The sequence below is a fragment of the Massilia violaceinigra genome (genome assembly GCF_002752675.1).
Lineage (GTDB): Bacteria > Pseudomonadota > Gammaproteobacteria > Burkholderiales > Burkholderiaceae_D > Telluria_A > Telluria_A violaceinigra.
Genome location: NZ_CP024608.1, coordinates 5,636,579 through 5,659,177, shown reverse-complemented (window position 1 = coordinate 5,659,177; position 22,599 = coordinate 5,636,579). Strand labels below are relative to the sequence as shown.

Sequence of the window (22,599 nt, the reverse complement as noted above, 5' to 3'; positions counted from 1 at the left end):
TCAATGAACATTACACTGCGTTTTTTCGCCAGCGTGCGCGAAGCACTCGGCACTTCCCAGGAAACGGTCGCCCTGCCACCGGGCATCGACACAGTCGCCCAGGTGCGGCGCCACCTGATGGAGCGCGGCGAGAAATGGGCGCTGGCCTTGTCGGAACAGCGCCCGCTGCGCACCGCCTTCAACCAGGTCATGTGCGGCCCCGACCAGGTGGTCGAAGAGGGCGCCGAAGTGGCGTTTTTCCCGCCCGTGACGGGCGGCTGACGCGTCTATTCCTGCCGCGCGACCCAGGCGGCAACGCCCTCGATGCTGCGAAAATCCGCCACCGAGCGGCACGCAATGTGCGGATGACGCGCCTGCATCATGCGCGCCAGCGCGGCGCCCGGTCCCAGTTCCAGCGCCACCGTGGCGCCGGCTTCGACCGCCGCATCCATGCAATCGCTCCAGCGGATCGTCTGCACCAGCTGGCGCGATAGCGCATCCAGGGCCTCGTTTTGGGTGCGCAGCGCCAGCGCGTTCACGCCGCCCAGCACCGGACAGGCCGGCGCGGCGAAGCGCAACGCTGCCAGGGCCGCGTCGAACGCGCGGCGGGCTGGCGCCATCAGCGAGGTATGCGACGCCACCGCGACCGGCAGGCGCTGGAGTTTTGCGCCTTCGGCCGACACCGACTCGCCCAGCGCCGCGAGATTGTCTTCCGACCCCCCGGCAATGCAGGCATCGACATCGTTGATGATCGCGATCTCGTATCCGTGGCGCGCCGCGATGGCGCCAGCCTTGCCGATCCCCAGAGCGCTGATGGCGGCCATCGCGTGGGGCGGTCCCACGCGCGCCGCATGATCCATCGCCGTGGCCCGTATGCGGCTCAGGGCTATGGCGTCTGACGGGGCAATCGCTCCCGCCACCGACCACGCGGCCACTTCACCGATGCTGTAACCGGCAGCGAGCATCGGCGCCGGAAGGTGCGCGCGCAGCGCTTCCCACACCGCCAGCGTGCAAGCGACAATCGATGGCTGGGCGACTGCGTTATCGAACAGCGTAGCCGTGTCAGGAGTGATTCCGGTCTGGTCGAGCAGGGCGGCGGCCTTCGGATCGGTGCGAGCCAGGTCGAACATGCCGGCGTGCTGGCCGCCCTGGCCCGGGCACATAATGAGCAGGCCGCGCGTCACCGTTCGTGCTCCGCCGTCAGCGCGTGCACGAAGCAGCTTGCCGCCAGCAGGTCGGCGGCGCCGCCGGGCGACAGATTGCGCTCGACGAACGCGCGGTGAATCGCCAGCGCGTGCGCCTCCCAGCCGTTCGATGCGGTGCCGCCGGCATGGCGGAACGCGCTGGCCTGGATGCGCACGAAGGCCGCGCCCTGCGGCCCGCCGCGGTGTACCACGTTCGTATCGCTGACATGCATCATCAGCGCGAACAGCGCGTCGATGCGCGCCTGCCTCGGTCCGCGTCCTTCGGCCAGCGTGCGGCGCAAGGCGCCCAGGCCCGTGCGAAATACCGAAGGCAGCCCGTCGGCCGCTTCGTGGCGCGCGCCGCTGGCGCCGTGCAGGGCCGCCGCGCTCAAGCCGTGCGAGCGTTCGTTGACAGGTGCGACATGGTTTGCCAGCTCCTTGCCCCATCCCGCGCGCAGATGCGATTGCAGCGCCGCCGCCGTCATCTCGCCGCCATGGGCGCAGGCACGTCCGGCGGCGGCGCACAGCAGGCCAATGCTGAAGATCGCGCCACGATGGGTGTTGACGCCGCCGGTGGCGCGCAGCATGCGCTCCTCGGCCTCGATGCCGAGCCGCTTGAGCGTGGCGAAAGGTGCGTCGTTGCAGCCGGCCTGGAAGATCAGGCGGAAGTAATGACGCAGCGAGAACAGGCTGCGCATGAAGGTGAGCGCGTTCATGTCGGTGTGGCTGCCGTTGTCGACCAGCGAAACGAGCCCCGGTTTGGGATACAGCGCCAATTCGGCGTACAGGCTGGCGATGGCCAGGCGTGCGGCGCGCCGCCCGGATCGGCGTACATCGACTATGCGCGTGGCGGGAGACAGCGTGTCCATCATCCGAGCAGGTCCCGCAGTGAGGCAGTTGTGGCCATCCGCACCGTGTTGGCGTCCTTGACCAGCACCCGGGCATCGTTGCCAGCCGCGTCGCGCCATTCTTTCCACGCCACCGCCGCGCCGCCAGGGAAGACAATCTCGCCGTCGAGCGGAAGGCGCGGCGCGTACGCTTGCAGCAGGTGCAGGCCGGCGTCGAGTTCTTGCAGGCTCTCGGGCTTGAACAACAGGTCGATGTCGGAAGTTTTAGTCAGATAGTTCAGGCCCGTCACGGCCTGCAGGGCCAGCGAGCCATAGGCGCGCAGCGTGATGGGACCGGCGTCGGCCAGCAGCGCCGCTAGTGGACCTGCCCATCGCGCCGGCGCCACTGCGGCTGCGGCGCGCAGCGGCAGCGCATGTTCAACGCGCGTCACGGCACTTTCGTTCACCAGTAATGCAATGCGTAGTTTGCGGCCCGTATCCGGGGGCAGCGCCAAGCCCAGGCACAAGGTGCCGGGTGCTGCCTCCGGCGTGCGGCGCGTGACGATCAGGGGCCAGTCATGGCCGCGCCATTGTTCGAGGGCGTGCGCATGTTCCGGCGCGGCGCCAGCGAGCGCGCCGGCCCATCCGGCGCTGTTTAGCCAGGCCAGGTCATGACGCGAGTACATCGGACCCTGCGACGATGGCCTCGATGACCGGCTGCGCGAGCTTGCGCCCGCCGCGTTCCAGTCCCCGTGCGCTGCGTAGGTCGGCGGCGCCGGCATCGCCGAACGCCTTGGCCAGGCTGGCGGCCAGGTCGGCATCCCAGATCGCCTCGATGCCGCCCATGCGGGCATAGTTTTCCGGTCCCGGCGCGAAGACGGGATTCGATGCGGCCAGTTCGGTGAGCCGTTCTTCGGGCACCTTGGTGATGCGCGCCATGGCGGGCAGTCCCATGACGCGAATGGTGGCCTCGGGCAGCGCGTAGCAGGCATCCGCCATCATGCCGCTGGTGATAAACCCGCCGGAGAGCGCCTGGTCGTACACCAGGCCGACAATCTTGTGGCCCGAGCGGCGCGCCAGATCGACGCATTTGCCCAGGTGCGCCATGTAGCTGTTGATGCCCAACATTTCGTCGCGATGGCGCAGGCGCTGGCCCTGCGTGTCGACCAGGATCAGGATCGGCCGCCCGGGATGCTCGCGCACCGTGTGCAGCACGAAACGCGCCTGTGCCAGCGCGATTTCGACCCCGATCGGCGCATGGTCGGTGGTGCCGACCACCGCGATATCGGCGCCGGCGACGCGCGCGCTGCCGCTGAGGAAACTGTCGCTTTCCGTGATTGCATGGCCTTCGGGGAACAGCTGCGCAGCCAGTTCGTTCCAGTTCATTGTGCACCTCCCAGTGTGTGGCCGGCCGCGAGGGCGGAAAAGGCATCGGCCTCCATCATCGGCACGGCGGCCGGGTCGGGCAGACCCAGTTCGCGCCACGCGTCGAGCGGATCGGCGCAGCCGCCGAAGCGCGCGATGCGCTGGCCGAGCAATGCCTGTTCGGCCTCCAGCGTGGCCAGGCTCAGTTCCACACCGGCGCCCCGGCTGTGCGCGATGGCGTCAATCGCCGCGGCGCGGAACGCTTGCACCTCGTCGGGCACGATGGCGTGGCAGTCGCCCATCAGGTAGCGGTGCTTGCCTCCGGTGGTGCGCCAGACCAGCGCGCGGTCGCGCGAATCGAATTCTTCCACACCCGACGCGGTTTCGATTACCTCGGGTCCGGACATGGCCAGCCGGCCTTCTTCCGACATCACCACCGCATTCGCGCAGCGCGCCACGATGCCCATGCCGCCGAAGCAGCCGTTCGAGCCGCCCACCAGCGCGACCACCGGTATGCCGGCGGCGCGCGCGTCGAGCAGGGCGCGCATGACTTCCGAGACGGCGATCAGGCCGGCGTTGGCTTCGTGCAGACGCACGCCGCCGCTTTCGAGCAGCAGCACCACCGCGCCGGCGCGCTCCTGCACCGCGCGGCGCAGCAGGCCGGTCAGCTTGGCGCCGTGGACTTCGCCCACCGCGCCGCCCATGAAGCCACCTTCCTGCGCGGCGCACAGGACCGGCTGGCCGTCGAGCAGCGCGCGGCCCACGGCCACACCATCGTCGAAGGCGACCGGCGCGTTCAGTTGTCCCAGGTGCGGGCTGGCCACGCGCGCCGACGGCGGCAGGAATTCTTTAAAGCTGCCCTGGTCGAACAGGCGCGCAAGGCGTTCGCGCGCGGTCAGTTCAAGATAGCTGTTCAAGGTGCGTCTCCCAGCATCGTTTGCACCGCCTGATCGAGCCGCAGGCTGACCACTGCGGGCGTGGCGCCCATGTCGTTAATCGCAATGCGCGCGTCCTTCAATTGCCAGCGCTCGTGAAAGTCGCGCATGACCGCTTCCCACGTCGCGCCAAAGCCCACGGCGGCGGTGCTGATGTCGATCGTGCAGGCGCCACCGAGCGATGCCGATTCGATCAGCACCTCCAGGTTGCCCGAGCCGACCACGCCGACCACCTGCGCCTGGGCCGGCAGCGCGCGGCTGCCTTGTTCGAAGCGATATGCGAGCGTTTCCATCGATGTCTCTTGTTTTTACCAGTTGCGAAAGCGCTTGGGCGGGTTGTACAAACCACCGGAGGCGCGCACCAGGTCTTTCATGTTCCTGGCGGCGAGCAGGTCGCGCGTGGCGAGCCGCTTGTCGACGCCGATGTCTTCCGCGCGCTGGATAATACCGCGGTCGCGCAGGTTCTCCACCATGCGGCGGTCGCGCCCCATGCCCACCGGCGTGTAGCCGGCCACCCCGCGGATCGCCTGTTCGCGCTCCTCGTCGCTGCGGCACAGCAGCAGGTTGGCGATGCCTTCCTCGGTCAGGATGTGGGTGACGTCGTCGCCGTAGATCATTACCGGCGGCAGCGCCATGCCGGCCTGTTCTGCCAGGTCCCACGCATCGAGCCGGTCGACGAAGGCCGGCTGCATATGCTCGCGGAAGGTTTCGACGATCTGCACCACCAGTTTCTGGCCGCGCGGGATGGTGTTGCGGCCCTCGCGCGCCTGCTGGCCGGCTTTCAGCCACGCCGGGCTGGCATGACGCCGTCCGCGCGCGTCCGCCCCCATGTTGGGCGCACCGCCGAAACCGGCGATGCGGCCCTGGGTCGCGGTTGACGAATTGCCCTGCAAATCGATTTGCAGGGTCGAGCCGATGAACATGTCGCAGGCGTAGTGGCCGGCGGCCTGGCACAGGGCGCGGTTGCTGCGCATGCTGCCGTCCGGCCCCGTGAAAAACACGTCGGGACGGGCGCGGATGTAGTCTTCCATGCCAAGTTCGGAGCCGAACGAATACACCGACTCCACGAAGCCCGATTCGATCGCCGGAATCAGGGCCGGATGGGGGTTGAGCGCCCAGTGGCGCGCGATCTTGCCCTTCAGTCCAAGCGATTCGCCGTAGGTCGGCAGCAGCAGTTCGATGGCCGCCGTGTCGAAGCCGATGCCGTGGTTCAGGCGTTCGACCTCATACGGCGCGTAGATGCCCTTAATCGCCATCATCGCCATCAGCACCTGGATTTCCGAAATCTGGGCCGGGTCGCGCGTAAACAACGGTTCTATATAGTAGGGGCGCGGCGACTGCACCACGAAGTCGACCCAGTCGCCCGGAATGTCCACGCGCGGCAGGGTGTCCATGATGCGGTTCACCTGCACGATCACGATGCCATTCTTGAAGGCCGTCGCCTCGGCAATCGGCGGCGTGTCTTCGGTATTCAGGCCGGTGTACAGGTTGCCGTGGCGGTCCGCCGCTTCGGCCGCGATCAGGCACACGCGCGGCGTCAGGTCGATAAAGTAGCGGCTGAACAGCTCAAGATAAGTGTGGATCGCGCCGATTTTCAGTTTGCCGGCGGCGAGCAGCTTGGCCACGCGCGCCGCCTGCGGTCCGGAGAAAGAGAAATCGAGGCGGTCGGCGACGCCGCGCTCGAACACGTCCAGGTGCTGCGGCAGCGCCAGCACCGATTGCAGCATATGCAGCCCGTTCACGCGCGCCGGGTCGAGCTGGGCCAGCGCCTGGCCCAGAAAATCGGCCTGCTTCTGGTTGTTCCCTTCGAGGCAAACGCGGTCGCCCCGTTCGATCACGGCATACAGCAGGTCCGGCAGCAGCGCCGCCGGAAGCGCCTTGCCGTCGAGGGCACCGCCAAGCGAAGCGCCGGCGCGTGCCAGGCGTTCGGCGCGGTTGGTTTGCAGCGTGTTCCACTTCGCTGGCGATGCACTCATCTATTTTGCTCCCATCATCATGTCAGGCAGGCCGGTCGCGATCGAAGGGAAAAGGCAGAGCAGCACCACCGCAACGAGCATCAGGCCGAGGAAGGGCATGACGCCCCAGATCACATCCTTGAGCGGTATGTCCGGCGCGATGTTCTTGATCACGAAGATATTCAAGCCCACCGGCGGATGGATCAGCCCCATTTCCATCACCACGGTCATCACGATACCGAACCAGATCAGATCGAAACCGGCGTCCTTGAGCGGCGGCAGGATGATCGGCGCGGTCATCAGGATAATCGAGACTGGCGGTAAAAAGAAGCCGAACACCACCACCATCAGCAAAATCACCGTCAGCAGCACCCAGCGCGACAGGTGCATGTCGACCACCCACTGCGCGGCCGACTGGCTGATATGCAGATAGCTCATGACATAGGAATACAGCAGCGACATCCCGATAATCAGGAGCAGCATGGTCGATTCCTTGATGGTCGAGGCCAGGATCGGCGACAGGTCCTTCGGCCGCCACACATTGTAGACCACGGCGATCAGCACCAACGCCAGCATGGCGCCCAGGCCGGCCGTTTCGGACGGCGTGGCATAGCCGCCGTACAGCGCCACCATCACCCCGATCAGCAGGATGATGAAGGGTAGCACGCGCGGCAGCATCTCGACTTTTTCGCGCAGGGTGAAGTGCTCGGTGTCGAGGTAAGGCGACTTGTCGCCGCCCGCTTCGTAGATGGCCTTGGCCATGGCGTACTCTTTGCGTGCGCGGAACACCGCGTAGCCGGCGAACAGGGCGACGAGCAGGATGCCGGGGCCGATCCCGGCCAGGAACAGGCGTCCGAGCGACTGTTCCGAGGCGACCGCGTACAGGATCATGGTGATCGACGGCGGCAGCAAGATGCCCAGCGTGCCGCCGGCGGCGATGATGCCGGCCGCGAAACCGGGCGAGTAGCCGCGCTTGCGCATTTCGGGAATGCCGGCCGAACCGATGGCCGAGCAGGTCGCGGGCGACGAACCGGCCATCGCCGCGAACAGCGCGCACGCGAACACGTTGGCGATGCCCAGGCCACCGGGGATCTTGTGCAGCCAGGTGTGGATGGCCGAATACAAGTCCTTGCCGGCCGGTGACTTGCCGATCGCCGCGCCCTTGAGGATGAACAGGGGGATCGAGAGCAGGGTGATGGAGGCCATTTCCTCGTACACGTTCTGGGTCACCGTGTCGAGCGAGGACGCCGGCATGAAGAAGTACATGAACGTAATGGCCACCACCCCGAGGGCAAAGGCGATCGGCATGCCGGAGCACATGACGATCAGGGTGACGACGCCGTACAGGGCGCCCAGGGTCAGGTCGCTCATGGCGCGCTCCGTTGGCCGGCTGGCTTGTTGGTGATATGGGTCAGAACCTGGATCAGGATCTGCAGGGTCAATATGGTCATCCCGAGCGACATCATGCCGTACGGGATCCATAGTGGCGGCGCGAATGTCGACGACGTGGTCTGGCCGTCGACCCAGGCTTCATGCAACAGGGTCCATGATTTCCAGGCAAAGAAGGCGCAGAACAGGCACGACACCAGGTCGACCACGAACAGGCGCACCGCGTTGAGCTTCGGCGGCAGCAGTGACGACAGCGCCTCGATGCCGATATGGCCTCGGTACGACTGCACGTAGCCGGTGCAGAAGAAGGTCACGCCGACGAGCATGAACACCGCCGCTTCATCCTGCCAGTCGGTGGGCAGCTTGAAAAAATAGCGCGACACCACCGAATACGTCAGCACCAGCGCCGTGATGACGAGGGCCGCCATCGACAGCTTGAGCAGCATGCTGTTTAACCGGTCGAGCATGCGCGACACGGCCGCCAGGACCGGATGGTCCGGCACCGCCGGCCCTTTGGCCGGCGCCAGTTCGAAGCCGTGGCTCACAAGGTTTTCTCGGCCAATGCCAGCAACTTGGCGCAGTTGGCGTTCTTCTCGCGGTAGTCGGTCCACGCGGTGGTGCGCGCGATGGCTTGCCATTTCTTGACGATGGTCGCGTTCAGATCGACCACCTTGGCGCCGGCTTTCTGGTACACCGCGGCGACCGCCGCATCGTCGGCCTGGGCCGAGGTGCGCGCGAAGCCTTCGAGTTCGCCGCCGACCGCCATCAGGATCGCCTGCTGTTCCTTGGTGAGGCGATCGAAGACCGCCTTGGACATCAGCAGCGGCTCGAACATGAACCAGTACGCGCCGCCGCGGCCCGTGGTCAGCGCTTTCGACACTTCCTCCAGGCGGAACGAGATCAGCGACGTGGAGGAGGTCAGCGCCGCATCCATCGCGCCGGTCTGCATGGCGGCGTAGATTTCGTTCGACGGCAGCGTGACGACGGCGGCGCCGGCGGCCTTGAGGATCAGGTCCATCTCGCGCGAGCCGCCGCGCACCTTCATGCCGCGCACGTCTTCCGGCTCGACGATCGGCTTGCTGCGCGAGGCCACGCCACCCGCCTGCCAGATCCAGCTCAGGACCACGATGCCTTTTTCGCCGAGGATGCGTGCCAGTTCCTTGCCTACCTCCGCTTTTTTCCAGCTGTAGCCCTGGTCGTAGGTGGTCACCAGGCCGGGCATCAGGCCGATGTTCACTTCCGGGACTTCGCCGCCGGCGTACGACAGCGGCACCAGCGACAGGTCGAGCGCGCCCTTGCGCATGGCCGAGAACTGCGCGTTCGTTTTCATCAGCGACGAACCGGGATAGACTGAGAACTTGAGCGTGCCCTTGCTGCGTTTTTCCACCTCGGCCGCGAACATCCGGCACAGACGGTCGCGGAAGTCGCCTTCGTTGATGGTGCCGCCGGGGAACTGGTGCGAGATTTTCAAGCTGGTCGTCTGGGCCCAGGCATGTTGCATCCAGAGTGGGCTCGTGGCGAGCGCGGCAAGAACGGTTCTGCGGGTCATTGCGGTCATAGATCCTCCAAGATGATGGAAACTTCGCTAGGTAGCACTACTTCGAAGACGACGGGGCAGGCGCAAGGCTTTTACGTATGCAAGCGTCGTTTCTTGGTATACAGTAATATTTCTAAAAATACCTTGTCAAGTTCTATCGTGCTTTTATAATGAAATCTTGTATACAACCCGGTACAGTAAATACAAATGACAAGCCGTTCTGAAATACTCCGGGAAAAGATCGAAGAATTGATTGCGGTCGGCGCACTGGCGCCCGGCCAGCATCTGGACGAGACCGAACTGGCTGCGCGCTTCGGCGTGTCGCGCACGCCGATCCGCGAAACGCTGATCCAGCTCGCGTCGATGGGATTGGTGGTGATCCGCCCGCGGCGTGGCGCGGTGGTGGCCGAACTCGGGCCGCATCAACTGGTGGAGATGTTCGAAGTAATGTCGGAACTGGAGGCGACCTGCAGCCGGCTGGCGGCGCGCCGCATGACGCCGGAAGACCATGTCAGGCTGCTGGCCGCGCACCAGGCTTGCCGCGAGGCGCGCGACGCCAGCGATCCGGATGCCTACTACTACCAGAACGAAGCCTTCCACGAAGTCATTTACGCGGGCAGCCATAACCAGTTTTTGTTCGAGCAGACGCGCAATCTGTACCGCCGCCTGCGGCCCTACCGGCGCTTGCAGCTGCGGGTGCGCGGCCGGGTCGGCGCCTCCTGGGACGAGCACGACGCCGTGGTGCAGGCCATTCTGTCCGGCGATGGCGAAAAGGCGGGGCAGCTCACCCGCGGCCACGTAATGATCCAGGGGCAGCGCTTCGCCGATCTGATGGCGTCCCTGCCGCAGCTGGCGGCGGGCGCGCTGGTGCCCTCCTGACGGCGCGGCGCGTCAGGCCTTCGGGCATGGCGAGATAAGCGATGATCTTGCGCGAGTCGAGTTGCGGGTCGTCCAGCTGCGCCAGCACCGTTTCGGCGTACGGGCGGCGGCTGACCCACTGCTCGGTCAGGGCACTGGCGTGCAGCAAGGCGGCATAGCGGCTAGCGTCTCCGGCGCCGAAACTGCCGATCGCGTGCGGGAAGTCGACGCGCATGCGCCGCAGCAGCTCGCCGATTGCCTGGCGCGTTGGTGGATCTGTTCATCTTCCGATACGGCGGCGCGCACGGCGGCGCGCACCCGCTCGACGTTGGGCGCGCTCGCCTCCATGCGCTGCAATGCGCTGGCGCTGCGGCGGCCAGAGCGTTCAGGCTCGCGCCAATCGCCACAATGGCCAACGCACTTTTCATGTGGTCTCCAATATCGCGACAGCGGGGACCGGCAGTGTGCTATGCCGTTCGGACCAATGGCCGATGCCGCATCGGGTAGCGCAGAACGCGACCGGCCGTAGCAGCCGGCGCAGCGGCGTTCAGCAGATATCGGGCACCTCCGTCAGCGGCGACGTGCGCAGGAAGCGCTCGTAGCCGAGTTGGGCCGCCAGCGGATCCGGATAGGGAACCTCGCCGGGCAGCGTCTCGACCACCAGGCAACTGAGCGGCGCGTCCGGGCCCAGGGTCAGCAAGGACAGGCCGGCGCTGATTTCGGCACTCGACCAGTCGGCCATGCCATCGGCCGCCGCCCTGGCGTCACCCACGCCGGCGGTGCCGGGGTGCTGGCGCCGGGCCGGATCGAGACGGCGCGTGCCCAGCAGGATATTGCGGCGGTCGGCGTCGTCGGCCTGGTGAACGCGCGCATACAGCAGCGCCCACAAATCGGTGACCGGCGCGGCCGGGCGCAGCGAGCGGCCGTCGCGCACCGGTTCGGCAAAGGCCGCGCTGACGGTCAGCCGGCCCCTGCTGCGGGTCACCGCGCAGGCCAGCGGCGGCGGCGCGTGGGCGATTCCGCCCACGCGCAGCGCCCGGCCCGCGAAGCCCTGCGCCGTGCTCCAGATGCCGAAGTGCCCGACCCGGAATTCGTAGGTGAAGAAGCCGAACAGTTCAAGCGACCCTGGCGTCAGCCCCGGCGGCAGCGGCAACAGGAAATGGCGCGCGCTGGAAGTGGGCATCAGCATTTGCATGCTGGCCTGGCCGGCGCGGTCGTCGCTCTGGCCGGGCACAATGCGGCGAATCGGCTCCGGATCGACCGGCAGCGGCACGTCGGCGATGTCGGCGACATCCTCGAATTCGTTGGTCAGCACCGGATCGGGCGCGCTGGCCAGCACGCGCGCATAGTAGCGGTCCTCGGGGTCCGCCGGCGGACGGTCGAATTCGAGCCAGACCGCCGTTTGCCGCTCCTCGCTGGCGGCATACGCCGGATCGCGCCGGTAGGGCGAGAGCGCCAGCCCGGCCGACACCAGCTTGGGCACTTGCGCCGGCGGCGTCGTTACCGGCAGCACGATAGCGGCGGTCAGCGGCGCGTCCTGCTGGTCGGGCGCGATGCGCAGCACCGGCGTGATCCGGTAGCTCGGCGTCAGCGGACGCGGGAACGCGCCGGCCGCCGGCTTGGCGTCGATGGCGTCGAGGAAGATCAGGGTCGAGCTGTCGCGTTCCGCGTCCCCGGCCGCTTCGTGGCCGGCGCTGGTGCTGGAGGCGATGCGGCCGACCTCGACGCCGTCGCGCTCGACGAGGAGATAATCCAGCCCATCCCAGCTCCAGTCGCGCCGCAGTTCGAGCACCACGGCCACCAGCCACAGGCGCGTCATGTCATTGGCGGTGGCAAAGGTGAGACTGGCGCCGTCCGGCCCGACCACCTGGCGCAGCAGCGCGCCGGCGCCGATCATCAGGCGCCGGCCGGGCCGCGCCCGCAGGCTCCGGTCCTTGCGGTCGAGGTCGAGCGCCGCGGCCAGGCGCCCGAGCGGATCGTCGTCCAGTTCGTCGCCGTGGCCGGCCGCCCGCCGGGCCGCCATCATCGCCAGCGAGGCCGGTTCGGCCGGCTGAAGGAAGAAGCCCTCGATCAGCGAGCCGCCGCCCTGCGCCAGCAGATCGCGTTCGTCGCTGGCCGGGGCCCGCACGGCCACCAGCCGCGTTTCGCCGCGCCGCACATCCTCGCTAATATAGTAGTCAAGCTTGGCGCCGGCGAGCGGGGTCAGCCGCAAACGCACATTGCGCGAAGTGGGCAAGGCCAGCGGCCCGGCCGGCGCGGCGAGCAGGTCGCGCGCATCGGCCACGTCGGTCCATGCAAACTCCAGCGTCAACGGACCGCTGCCGGGATAGGCGCGCGTGACGGTGTACAGCGGCAGGTAGCGGCTGGCGGCGCCCGGTTCCGGCGTGGCCACTTCGACCACGATTTCGAGCTGGTCGACATCCGGATCGGGCAGGCCGGGCGCGCGCTGGGCCAGCATGGCCGGGGCGATGTCGGCCAGCAGGGCCGGCGCCGATCCGCCCGCCATCAGGCAGGCTGGGTAAGCGAGCAAGGGGTGCGACACCGTCAGGGTCGAGGGCGGCGCGTTCGGGTTGGCGTCGAGCGGCAGTTGGGGATCGATGGCAACGCCGGTCGGCCGCACCGGACGCCGGAAGTCGAGGCCCGCCACCGGCTGCGGCCCGCCGTTGCGCGGCTCGCTGCCCGGCGCCGGGCCACCGCCGGTGAGGTCGTTGAAGCGCACCCGGAATTCGTAGCTGTGCCCGTAGCGTAGCGCGGTCGCCGGAGGCAAGCCCTGGACCACCGGGGTGGCGGCGGGCAGGCCGCGCAGCTGCGCGGCGAGGGCGTCGATGCCGATCAGCGACGGCCCGGTCCAGGCGCTCATGTAGCTCGGCAGCCAGCTGCGGTTGCTCGCGTCGCCCGTGAGCCGGTTGGGCGCGACTTCCACCCGCCAGTCGAGTTCGGCGTCGCCCAGGTCAGTGGCGCCCAGCGTAATGGCGGTGTGCGCGCGCACCAGCGATTCCCACGCGGCCGTGCCGGCCTCGCGTACATCGACCCGGTAGCCCATCACGCCCATGGGCGCGTCGGCATTGATGTCGAACTGGCGGTTGAACCAGGTGACGATCTGCTCGTCGTCCCAGCCGAGCTGGATGCCGCGGTCCTCGGGCGGGCGTTCGCCCTCGTCGTCGGCCAGCGGATCGGCCTGGGGCGGCTGGCGCGCATACACGGCCTTGGCGAAACCATCGTCGTACTCGATCGATTCGCGGAACAGATCATCCCACGCAACGCCCGGGGCGGGCGCGGCGGCCACCGGGAACAGCACCGGGGTGAACAGCGCGCGCGGTTCGGTGAGCGGTGCAATGCGCGCGGCGTAGGAGCGCAGCGCGCCGGGCATGGCGGCCAGAGCGCTCCACGGACTGCCGGGCTTGAGCGTAACGAACAGCCAGCCGCCGCCGGCGACGATGTCGGCGGGCGCCGTCACGCTGAACGGACGCACCAGGCCGACCGCTTCGGCCAGCAGCGGCTGGCGCAATACCTGCGCCAGCACTTTGCCCCACGACATGACCGGCGGCGCGACCTTGACCGAGGTGCCGGGCGCCACCGGTGCCTTGAGCGCGCAGTGATAGCTGTCGTCGGTCAGCAGGAAAGGATTCTCGCCGCCATAGCCGGTGGCGCGCCGGTACGCCGGCGGGGCGTACTTGACGATGCGCGGCGCGCCGGCGCGCCCGTCGATGGGGCCGATGCTGGCGTCGATCCCGAACTGCGCGTTGAGGGCGGCGCAAATGGCTCCGGAGCCTGGGGGCGCGGGCGACACCTGGTCGACGATGGTCGCCGCGGCGCCGCTGGTGGGCAGCTGGGCCAGGTCGGCGATAAAACGCAGCTCGAAGTCGAAGTCGGTTACGACGAACGGCGTCAGCCCGGGCGCGGGCGCGGCGGTGGGATCGGTCTGTGGGGCGGCCAGCAGGCGCAGCGAGAGCGCGTTGCCGTCATAGCTTTGCAGGAAGGGAAACAGGATCAGGCGGATCGGCAGTGGCATGGCAGGCTCCTGTTTTCAGATGACATCGGGGGCGTCGCTCTCGAGCAGCGGGCCGCGCAAAACTTCCACCTTGCGCGTCTCGACTTCAAGCTCGATGCTAAAGACCAGGAAGATGGAGACTTCGATGGCGAAGACCAGCTTGGCGATCTGGAACACCGTTTCGTCCGGCAAGCCCTTGTGGGCCACCAGGCGCGCCAGCTTGCCTTCCAGTGACAATTCGATCGATATGATGGGCGGCAGGTCGGCGGAGAGCTTGAGCTGGAAGCCGACGCCGTAACCGAGCACGGTATCGCCGAACACGGCGAAGAAGGTGAGGGCGAACAGCCCTTCCAGCTCGAACGGGTGGGCATCCATGCTGTAGGCGATGCCGAGCCCGAGCAGGAAGCCGTAGGTGGTGCCGTGCTCGCTCGACAGGGTCAGTTCGAACTCGATGATCGCCACCACATACAGGTCTGGCACCGATTTGATTGCGAACATCGGTGAGCCGTGCAGGGTCAGGCTGGCCTTGTCGTTCTTGGGTGCGACCGCCACTTCCACGGTCACCCCGGTGTCGGCGAACTTGATGGTCGGCTTCGGATCGCCCGGAGGGACCTGGAAGTCCTTGCCGAAGGCATCGACGAAGGGGACGTTCAGGGCAACGCTGAGCGACCAGTCGTTGGTCATGCGTACGTCCGGCTGGACCGGGATGCCCAGGTCCTTGAGAATCGTCAGCAAGTCCTGGACGATGTCGAACGGACCGCCGATGCGCAGGGCCGGATCGGCGAAGCGGGTCGCGCGCCCGGCTTCGGCGTCGATATCGACCGCCATCGACAGCAGATCGCCCATCGCCGTGTGGGCCATGATCTTGACCGCGTCTTCCAGCATGAAGCGCCAGGGAACCGGGTCGGCGGTGTCGAGCGTGTAGGTGACGGTCGCGCTCGAATAGTCGAGGTCGCTGCGCACGGTGCCGGCGCTGCGGATGGTGCGGCGCGCCACCCCGGCCGGGAAGGTGGGCGGCGCGTCGAGCACCCAGCTGCCGTCGGCCCGCGCCTCCAGCGCAAAGGCGGCGTTCGGGAACGGGATGGCCTCGGCCTGGCGCGGAAAGGCGCCGGTGGAGGTGGCCAGGATCAGCGGATCGGCGACGACGGGGCGCTGGCTCGACACGATCCGGTGCGGCGCGCCGGTGTCGATGCGCGGGCGGCGGAAAAAGGCGCGCTGGGTTCCCATCGAGTGCAGCAGGCCGTAGTCGCGCTGCGGCGCGGCTTCGTTGAACAGGTCTTCCGGATCGGCGAAACGGTACGGTGCGGCGCTCGGCGCACCCGCCGCGCCTTGCCGGATCACGGGCAGGCCGCGCTCGGCGGCGACGGCGGCCGGCGCATCGGCCGGATTGGCCGCTTCCAGCACCGACCAGTCGCCGCCGGCCGGAAAGGCCAGGCCGCCCCAGGCCGCCATGGCGAATTCGGGCGCCGCGATGCCGACCCCGACCCGGTGCAGGCGCATGCGCTGGCGCCCGCCGGCCACCTGGATGCTGGCGTCGAGCGCGCCGCCCATCGGTCCGGCTGCCGCGATCAGGGCGGCATACACGGGAGCGCTCAGCGGCGGGATCGACAATTTGACGTAGCCGAGCTGGCGGCGCGCCGGCGCCGGCGCATCGGCCCCATCGAGAATCAGGTCGGTGTCGAAATACACGGCCACGAACTCCATGCCGCCCGCCGGCACGGTGCTGCCGGTCTCGCGGATATTGGTCACGCGCGTGGCGCGCCACACCACGCCCGGATGGACCACGATGCCGCTGCCGGGCGCGGCGCGGTAGCGCCCTTCGCCCACCGCCACCCAGCCGCTGTCCTCGCGCGTGACGACGGCATTGCCCTTGCGCTCGAGCGTGATGATGCGCACCACCGGCACGAAATACGGCAGCAGGATGCTCTTGACCTGGATCACCTCATGTGCGGCGCGCCCGTTGAGCACCTGGAATTCGGCCGCGGCGACCCCGGTTTCGGGATCCTCCGGATTGGCCCAGGCGCTGAACAGGCTCTCGCCATGGCCGGACAGGTCGATGTGCGTCACCGGCACCAGCGCCGTGGGTTGCCCGAGGCCGAGATAGCCGTTGACGATTGGCGTGACGCTGGTGCCGAGAATGCTGACCGGCGCGCCGCCGCCAACCGGCCGGGCAACCGCGAGCTGGGCGATAAACCCCGGCAGCGCCGGCGTGGCGCCGGGCGCCAGCGCCGGGTCGACAGCGGTGAGGCGCAGCTGATGCGCGCCTTGCAAACCGGCGATGGCCGGGCGCACCTCGCCGACCTGGGCGCCGCGTCCCGCCGGCGAGGCCTGGTTCAGGCGGGCCTGGGCGACAATCCCGAACGGCAGCGTGAAGCGCGCCCGCGACGGCCGCGGAGTGTCCTTGGCGAAATTGTCGAGGATCGTGTCGTAGGCCGCGAGCGGATTGATGCGCACCAGCTCGACGCTGGGCACGTCGACCGTGGTCGGCACGCCGCTGTTGGCGAAGCGCACCTCGTCCGGGAATGGCTCGGGGCCGGGCACGTTGCGCACCGGTTCCCATTGGACGGCCGGCAGCGTAAGCAGTACCAGCATGCGGCCGTCGAGCGACAGGTCGAGGCCCTGCACCGTGACCGGCTTGAGCGGCGGGCCACCGAAGTCGTCCCGGTTTTCCCGGCGCGGCGGGCGCACCGCGACCCCGAAGCGGCTGGCGTTGGACGACACGTCGAGCAGCACGACCTTGCCCTGCGCCTCGAAATCGAACAGGTCGCCGTAGTTGACCGTGCTCGAGACGGCGGTCGCCGCGCTGCCGGTGGGTGCGCCCGGTCCGGCCAGCGGCGGCGATACGCTGACCGACTGCGGCAGCACGAAACCGAGCGTTTCGCCGGCGGGGCTGAAGCGGAACTGGCTGAGCAGATATCCCTGGCCGCCGGCGGCGGCAAAGGGCGTGCCCAGCGGCGTATTGGCGGCATACGGATCGGGCAACGAGGGCAGCAGGCCGCCCATGCCGTAGGCGGTCAGCGCCAGCGCCTCGACGATGCGTTCGCCTTCGAGGCGGCCCATCATGAAAAAGGCGCGCGGGCGCGTGGCGCGCAGCACGGCATTGGTGAGCGCGAAGGCGATCGCCCGTTCCTGCGTGGTTGCCAGCGCCAGGCCGCTCACGCTCAGGCTGCGCTCGCCGGCCAGCGTGGTGGCGATCACGATCTGCGCCGCCGCCAGGGTGAGGCCGACCCGGTTGCCGGCCACGTCCACGGGTTTGGGCAGGCGCACGTCGACCCTGGCCGTGAGCGTCACCGACGCCTGGCCGTCGGTCCCGGTCACGAAGTGCACGGCGCTGCGGTCGATGCGCGCGTACGCCAAGGTGGCGGGCGCGGACAGGGGCGCCAGCGGCGGGCGCAGCGCGCGTCCGGTGGCGCGCGCGGCCAGGCCGCTCACGGCCAGGCGCGTTTCATCCAGCAGGATGAGTACCGGACCAAGCTCGACCGGCCGCGCTTCGCCATGCCAGGTGGCCGACAGGCCGCGCTCCAGTTCCAGCATCAGCGCGCCGGCGCCGCTGGCCTGGCCCAGGTTGGCGGGGTCGATCGGCGCTGCCGGCAGCGCCAGGCCGGCCGCCGCGACGGGCGCCGCGCCGGACGGCGCGAACAGCGTCGAAGCGATGGCGTCGATGGTGATGCTGGGGCGGTCCGGCGTCATCGGTACCACCAGGCGGTTCAGGTCGGGCCGGTAGCGGGCCGCGCCGGCGGCCGGTGCCAGCGTGAGCGTGGTGGCGCCCAATCCCAGTCCGGCGTCGCCCACCACCGCGATGGTGGCGCCGGCCGGGCCGAGCCCGATGACCAGGCCGTCGGGCGAACGGCGCCCGGTGGCGGCCAGCACGCTGCCGGGCGCTGGCGCAGCGGCTGCGGACACATCGAAGTCGAGCGCCAGGTCGAACGCCACCCCCGGCGGCAACAGCACTTCATCGTCGCCGAGCGCGAGGTCGACCGAAAAGCGCAGGCTGCCGCGCGCGATGCGCACCCCCGAATACACGTTGGGCGGCGCCACGGCCACAAGGCTGGTCGCGAACCAGAGACTGCCCGCGCCCAGATCGAGCGCCTGGCCGGCGCGCAAGGCGGCGCCGCCGATGGCCCATGGCGCCTGGATGATGGGCAGGCTCAGCACGGGTGGTCCCCCGAGGCTGCGCACGAAGCGCAGTTGGCGGACCGGGCGGAACAGGTCGAGCCAGAACGGCCGGCCCAGCTGGTCGGTGACTGGGCCGATGCGCTCCGCCGCCGCCATGCCCGCGCTCCAGGCCGGCGCGCCGCCCTCCATGCGCGTGCTCAGGAAGGGCAGGCGGCGCAGCGCCACCAGGGCGTCGCCCACGCGCAGCGGCTCGCCTTCGCCGGGGCCGGCGCCGCGCAGCACGGCGGCCAGCTCCTCCAGCGTTGCGCGCGTTTCTTGCGTTGCCGTGGCTGCATCGCCGAGCCACTCGCCGGAAGCAAGTTGGAGCAGCAACTCGGCCGAGGCATTCTCGGTGTTTCGGGTGAACTGTGCGCTGTCGGGAGCAGGCGAGCCGAGCTCGCTCAAGCCGAAAGGAAGTGTCGTGGGCGCAATCCTGGATGGCATGGCTGATGCTCCTCCGAAGACGATCTAAGCATGCTCCGCCGCAACACGGCGACGGAACCCGGTTGACATGGCCGCGCCTGTTGTCAGTGGCGGCCCGAACCAAGTTAGCATTCGCCATTCGCGGGCGCAAGCGCCATTGACGAGGCCGCCGGTCGCGGCCGCCGGCAACCGCCGCAAGCCCTTGATTATCCGGGCTTTCCAGAAGGTCAAGCTGGTAAACCGATGGGTTGCGGCGTGTGGCGGCGCCGCAACCCATGCATACCTGCTGCGCGTCGCCTACAGCGCGTCGAGGAAGGTGCGGATGGCGTCGTTGACGCGTTCGGGCTGGTCGAACATGGCGAAGTGCCGCGCCGGCGAAACCGTCACCACCTGCACCTTGGGCGCGGCCGCGATCAGCGAGGCGTAGTAGGTCTTCTTGGTGTCCTCGGTCAGCTCATGCTGGCTGGCGTCGGGCTCGAAATACGGCGCGATCAGCAGCACCGGCGCGCTGATCCTGGGCAACTGCGAGCGCAGGTCCATGGCGAACGTCTCGGCCATGTACTGCAGCACCGCGCCGGGATCGCTGCGCGCGCTGAGCTTGGCCAGTTCGTCGGCGCGCGCCATGTCCAGCACACCGGTGCCGCGCATGTAATCCTGCTGCTGCGCGGCGAACGCGCGCTGGTCGGCCGGCGCCATGCGCCGCGCCAGCGACTGCGCCATCTGCTCGCGCTGGTGCGGCGGCAAGTCTTCGGAACCCGGGAACACCGGCAAGCCATCGATGCTGACCACGCCGGCTATGCGCTCCGGCAACTGCGATGCCAGCGACAGCGCCAGCACGCCGCCCAGGCTGTGTCCGACCAGCACTGGCTTGACCAGCTTGCGCGTCTCGATCAGCTGCGTCAGCGCGCGCTGGGCCGCCTCCATCTGCTTGCCTGGCGCCGGCGCGCGGCCGTCGAAACCGGGCAGGGTGACGATATACACGGTGTAGTCGCCGAGAAACTGGCGCGCGGTACTTTGCCACACCCAGGAACCGCTGGCCAGGCCGGGAATGAGGATCAGCGGACGGCCGCGCTTGCCGTGCCGTTCGACCTGCATGGCGCCGACCTCGAAACGTTCGGCGGGAACCAGCGTTGCGGCGAAACGGTTGGGCGGCTGCGCGGCCGGCTCGGCGGCAAAGGCGGGCGTGCCGGCCGCCATCATCAGGGCTAAAACAATGCGAGCGATCATGCAATCTCCTGGTCGGGATGGAAAATGGTTTCAAGGGGTTGGGCGAACAGCCGGGCAATGGCGAACGCCAGCGGCAGGCTCGGGTCGTAGCGCCCCGTTTCGATGGCGTTGACGGTCTGGCGCGATACCTTGAGCAGGTCGGCCAGGTGCGCCTGGCTCCAGCCATGCTGCGCGCGCAGGTCGCGAATGGTGTTGTTCATTTAAAGGCGCATCCGCGTACCAGGCCCGTCACCAGCCAGCAGGCGCCCATCAGAGGCCAGACGGTGAACATCGACAGGCGCGGAAAGCCGGCCGTTTCCAGAAAGCCGTAGGTGAGTGTCAGGGCGGCCGTGAGCGCGGCGGCGATGCCCAGGTTTTCCAGCGTGCTCTGGCGGATGAATTCATCCACCCGGCGCATGTGGCGCACGATGGCCCAGACGGCCAGGGCGACACCGATGACCGGGCTGGCCAGCACCAGCGTGCGCGCCGGGCCTTCGGCCAGCGTGCGCCCGTAAACAATCGCCGCCGTCAGGATCAGCGCATAGATGCCGATGGCGCCGAACAGTTCGCGCAGATAGCGCCGGCCGATGATCTTTTCATGCATTTCCGTCTCCCATGTAGTCAAGTATGCTTTACATGGTAGGGATGAATAATCGTCATGTCAAGCAAGCTTTACATCTATTTTCAGCTTGCCGAAGTCGACTACAATGCGGGTCGTTCAACCGCCGCACCGAGTCTGTCATGCCTGCTGAAAACCTTCCCCAAGCCCGCGTCGCCGTCATCGGCGGCGGCCCGGCCGGCCTGATGGCCGCCGAAGTCCTGAGCCAGGGCGGGGTGGCGGTCGACCTGTACGATGCGATGCCGTCGGTCGGGCGCAAGTTCCTGCTGGCGGGCAAGGGCGGCATGAATATCACGCATTCGGAGCCATCCGCCGATTTTCTGCAGCGCTACGGCGCACGCAGCGGACAAGTGGCGCCGTGGCTGGAGCGCTTCGACGCACAAGCGGTGCGCGACTGGATTCATGGCCTCGGCGTCGACACCTTCGTGGGCACCTCCGGACGGGTATTTCCGACCGATATGAAGGCCGCGCCCCTGCTGCGTGCCTGGCTGCACCGCTTGCGCGAGGCGGGCGTGCAGCTGCACATGCGCCATCGCTGGCTGGGCTGGAATGGCGCGGCGCTGCGTTTCGCCACACCCGAGGGCGAGCTCGAGCTCACCGCCGATGCGGTCATCCTGGCGCTCGGCGGCGGCAGCTGGGCGCGCCTGGGTTCGGACGGCGCCTGGGTGCCGCTGCTGCAGGAGCGCGCGGTCGCGGTGGCGCCGCTGGTGCCGTCGAACTGCGGTTTCGACACCGGCTGGAGCGAGCATTTCAGCAGCCGCCACGCGGGCGCGCCGCTGACCACGGTGGCCATTACCGCCCCCGACGCCCAGGGCCGCCTGCACAAGCGCCAGGGGCAGTTCGTGATTACCGCCACTGGCGTCGAGGGCAGCCTGATCTACGCCTTGTCGGCCGATCTGCGCGAGCAGATTGCGGCAAGCGGCAGCGCCACCATCTGGCTCGACCTGGTGCCCGATTTCAGCGCCGAACGGGTGCTGGAGGACGTGGCTCGCCCGCGCGGTTCACGCTCGATGTCGAGCCATCTGCAAAGCCGGCTGGGTATCAAGGGGGTGAAATCGGGATTGCTGCGCGAATGCCTGTCGGCGGACGAATTCGCCGACCCGGCGCGCCTGGCGGCGGCCCTGAAAATGCTGCCGGTCACCTTGAAACGGGCGCGCCCGATCGACGAGGCGATCAGCAGCGCCGGCGGCGTGCGCTTCGACGCGCTCGACGGGCACGCCATGCTGAGCGCACTGCCGGGGGTATTCGCCGCCGGCGAAATGGTCGACTGGGAAGCGCCCACCGGCGGCTACCTGCTCACCGCCTGCTTTGCCAGCGGCCGCGCCGCCGGACATGGAGCGCTGGCCTGGCTGGCGCAGCGGCCGCTTACTCGAACGTGACGTCGCCCGAGCCGTTGCGGGTGACGTTGCGCTCGTCCGGATTGCCGTGCACGTTCACGTCGCCGCTGCCGCGCAGGTTGACGGTGGCGCTTTTGCGGGCCTGAACAACCGCGCTGCCCGAACCCATCAGCTCGACGGCGACGGTATCGGCGCTCAGGTGCTCGGCGTCGAGGTCGCCCGAACCGGTCTGCGCCACCTTGAACTGCTTGGCCGCGCCCACCACCGTCATGCTGCCCGAACCGATCACGCTGACCTCGACCTTGTCGCTGTTCCCCCCGTTGAGCTCGATGTCGCCGCTGCCTTGCAGGCCGGCTTCGACTGCGCGGTAGCGGCCATTGAATTTGACGTCGCCGGAACCATGCAGTTGCAGCGCGATCTTGTCGCCGCTGAAACCGTTGATGGTGCTGTCGCCGCTGCCATGAATCCTGACGCTGTCGATGGACGGCAGCACCAGCACCACTTGCAGCGGCTGTTTATGGTGCAGCAGCATGCCCTTGGTTTCGATGTGCAGGGTATTGCCTTCGCTCACGGTTGCTATATTGCCCAGCAAGCGCTGTTCGCCGCGCACGGTCAGCGACGCTACCGCGCCCTGGCGCAGGGTCATGTCGATCGGGCCGCCGAGCACGACCGAGGTGACGTCGTTGCCCACATGGCGCGCTTCGCTGGCGACCACGCGGCCTTCCGGATTGGCCGGACGAGTCGTGCCCTGGGCCCGCAGCATGCCGTAGAACAGGGCGATCAGGACGAAAGCGAGGAGCAGCAGGCCGAAGCCGACTTTGATAAGTGATCGCATGAAA

The 22,599-nt window shown here is 68.4% G+C and carries 19 protein-coding genes; 3 read left to right on the top strand and 16 right to left on the bottom strand.

Going from position 1 to position 22,599, the window contains the following annotated elements; translation table 11 throughout:
* Positions 1–3: 3 nt before the first annotated feature.
* Positions 4–261 carry a molybdopterin converting factor subunit 1 gene (moaD, locus tag CR152_RS24445; protein ID WP_099879344.1) on the top strand — a complete coding sequence of 86 codons (258 nt, stop codon included), beginning with the start codon at positions 4–6 and terminating at the stop codon, positions 259–261.
* A 5-nt stretch (positions 262–266) separates the two neighbouring features.
* Here moaD and CR152_RS24440 read toward each other — a convergent pair whose 3' ends face one another.
* The 10 genes from CR152_RS24440 to dctP are packed head-to-tail and all read right to left on the bottom strand — an operon-like array spanning position 267 to position 9,192.
* Positions 267–1,163, bottom strand: coding sequence for an ACP S-malonyltransferase (locus tag CR152_RS24440; protein WP_099879342.1), 897 nt, complete (start codon positions 1,161–1,163; stop codon positions 267–269).
* Positions 1,160–2,032: a triphosphoribosyl-dephospho-CoA synthase MdcB gene (mdcB, locus tag CR152_RS24435; RefSeq protein WP_229413841.1), complete on the bottom strand. Its 873-nt coding sequence runs from the start codon at positions 2,030–2,032 to the stop codon at positions 1,160–1,162. The genes CR152_RS24440 and mdcB overlap by 4 nt, the downstream gene beginning before the upstream one ends.
* Complete coding sequence (gene mdcG, locus CR152_RS24430; protein WP_099879338.1) at positions 2,032–2,676, bottom strand: malonate decarboxylase holo-[acyl-carrier-protein] synthase; 645 nt, start codon at positions 2,674–2,676, stop codon at positions 2,032–2,034. The genes mdcB and mdcG overlap by 1 nt, the downstream gene beginning before the upstream one ends.
* Positions 2,660–3,376, bottom strand: coding sequence for a biotin-independent malonate decarboxylase subunit gamma (gene mdcE, locus CR152_RS24425; RefSeq protein ID WP_099879336.1), 717 nt, complete (start codon positions 3,374–3,376; stop codon positions 2,660–2,662). Before mdcE ends, mdcG begins: the two co-directional genes overlap by 17 nt.
* Positions 3,373–4,272: a biotin-independent malonate decarboxylase subunit beta gene (locus CR152_RS24420; protein WP_099879334.1), complete on the bottom strand. Its 900-nt coding sequence runs from the start codon at positions 4,270–4,272 to the stop codon at positions 3,373–3,375. Before CR152_RS24420 ends, mdcE begins: the two co-directional genes overlap by 4 nt.
* On the bottom strand, positions 4,269–4,583 hold the full coding sequence (mdcC, locus tag CR152_RS24415; RefSeq protein WP_099879333.1) for a malonate decarboxylase acyl carrier protein: 315 nt from the start codon (positions 4,581–4,583) through the stop codon (positions 4,269–4,271). Before mdcC ends, CR152_RS24420 begins: the two co-directional genes overlap by 4 nt.
* A gap of 15 nt (positions 4,584–4,598) precedes the next feature.
* Positions 4,599–6,266 (bottom strand): malonate decarboxylase subunit alpha, encoded by a 1,668-nt coding sequence (gene mdcA / locus CR152_RS24410; protein WP_099879331.1) that lies wholly within the window; start codon positions 6,264–6,266, stop codon positions 4,599–4,601.
* Positions 6,267–7,616, bottom strand: a complete 1,350-nt coding sequence (locus tag CR152_RS24405) for a TRAP transporter large permease (protein ID WP_099879329.1) — start codon at positions 7,614–7,616, stop codon at positions 6,267–6,269.
* Positions 7,613–8,179 (bottom strand): TRAP transporter small permease, encoded by a 567-nt coding sequence (locus tag CR152_RS24400; RefSeq protein ID WP_208640190.1) that lies wholly within the window; start codon positions 8,177–8,179, stop codon positions 7,613–7,615. Before CR152_RS24400 ends, CR152_RS24405 begins: the two co-directional genes overlap by 4 nt.
* Positions 8,176–9,192: a TRAP transporter substrate-binding protein DctP gene (gene dctP / locus CR152_RS24395; RefSeq protein ID WP_099879327.1), complete on the bottom strand. Its 1,017-nt coding sequence runs from the start codon at positions 9,190–9,192 to the stop codon at positions 8,176–8,178. The genes CR152_RS24400 and dctP overlap by 4 nt, the downstream gene beginning before the upstream one ends.
* A gap of 186 nt (positions 9,193–9,378) precedes the next feature.
* Between dctP and CR152_RS24390 the strand changes: the two genes are divergently transcribed.
* Positions 9,379–10,050 (top strand): GntR family transcriptional regulator, encoded by a 672-nt coding sequence (locus tag CR152_RS24390; RefSeq protein ID WP_099879325.1) that lies wholly within the window; start codon positions 9,379–9,381, stop codon positions 10,048–10,050.
* Positions 10,051–10,576: 526 nt separating this feature from the next.
* On the opposite strand, the gene CR152_RS24385 is transcribed toward CR152_RS24390, so the two are convergent.
* The 5 genes from CR152_RS24385 to CR152_RS24365 all read right to left on the bottom strand — a co-directional run bounded on the left by CR152_RS24385 (position 10,577) and on the right by CR152_RS24365 (position 20,408).
* Positions 10,577–14,041, bottom strand: a complete 3,465-nt coding sequence (locus tag CR152_RS24385; RefSeq protein ID WP_099879323.1) for a hypothetical protein — start codon at positions 14,039–14,041, stop codon at positions 10,577–10,579.
* Between the two features lie 15 nt (positions 14,042–14,056).
* A complete protein-coding gene (locus CR152_RS33235; RefSeq protein ID WP_157778711.1) occupies positions 14,057–18,619 on the bottom strand; it encodes a hypothetical protein in 4,563 nt (1,520 codons plus the stop codon).
* 276 nt (positions 18,620–18,895) lie between these two features.
* A complete protein-coding gene (locus CR152_RS24375) occupies positions 18,896–19,825 on the bottom strand; it encodes an alpha/beta fold hydrolase (RefSeq protein WP_099879321.1) in 930 nt (309 codons plus the stop codon).
* Positions 19,822–20,025 carry a helix-turn-helix transcriptional regulator gene (locus CR152_RS24370; RefSeq protein WP_099879320.1) on the bottom strand — a complete coding sequence of 68 codons (204 nt, stop codon included), beginning with the start codon at positions 20,023–20,025 and terminating at the stop codon, positions 19,822–19,824. Before CR152_RS24370 ends, CR152_RS24375 begins: the two co-directional genes overlap by 4 nt.
* Positions 20,022–20,408 carry a hypothetical protein gene (locus tag CR152_RS24365; RefSeq protein ID WP_099879318.1) on the bottom strand — a complete coding sequence of 129 codons (387 nt, stop codon included), beginning with the start codon at positions 20,406–20,408 and terminating at the stop codon, positions 20,022–20,024. Before CR152_RS24365 ends, CR152_RS24370 begins: the two co-directional genes overlap by 4 nt.
* 200 nt (positions 20,409–20,608) lie before the next feature.
* Between CR152_RS24365 and CR152_RS24360 the strand changes: the two genes are divergently transcribed.
* Positions 20,609–21,802, top strand: a complete 1,194-nt coding sequence (locus CR152_RS24360; protein WP_370663863.1) for a TIGR03862 family flavoprotein — start codon at positions 20,609–20,611, stop codon at positions 21,800–21,802.
* Here CR152_RS24360 and CR152_RS24355 read toward each other — a convergent pair.
* A complete protein-coding gene (locus CR152_RS24355; protein ID WP_099879314.1) occupies positions 21,789–22,595 on the bottom strand; it encodes a head GIN domain-containing protein in 807 nt (268 codons plus the stop codon). The genes CR152_RS24360 and CR152_RS24355 overlap by 14 nt on opposite strands.
* Between the last annotated feature and the right edge of the window lie 4 nt (positions 22,596–22,599).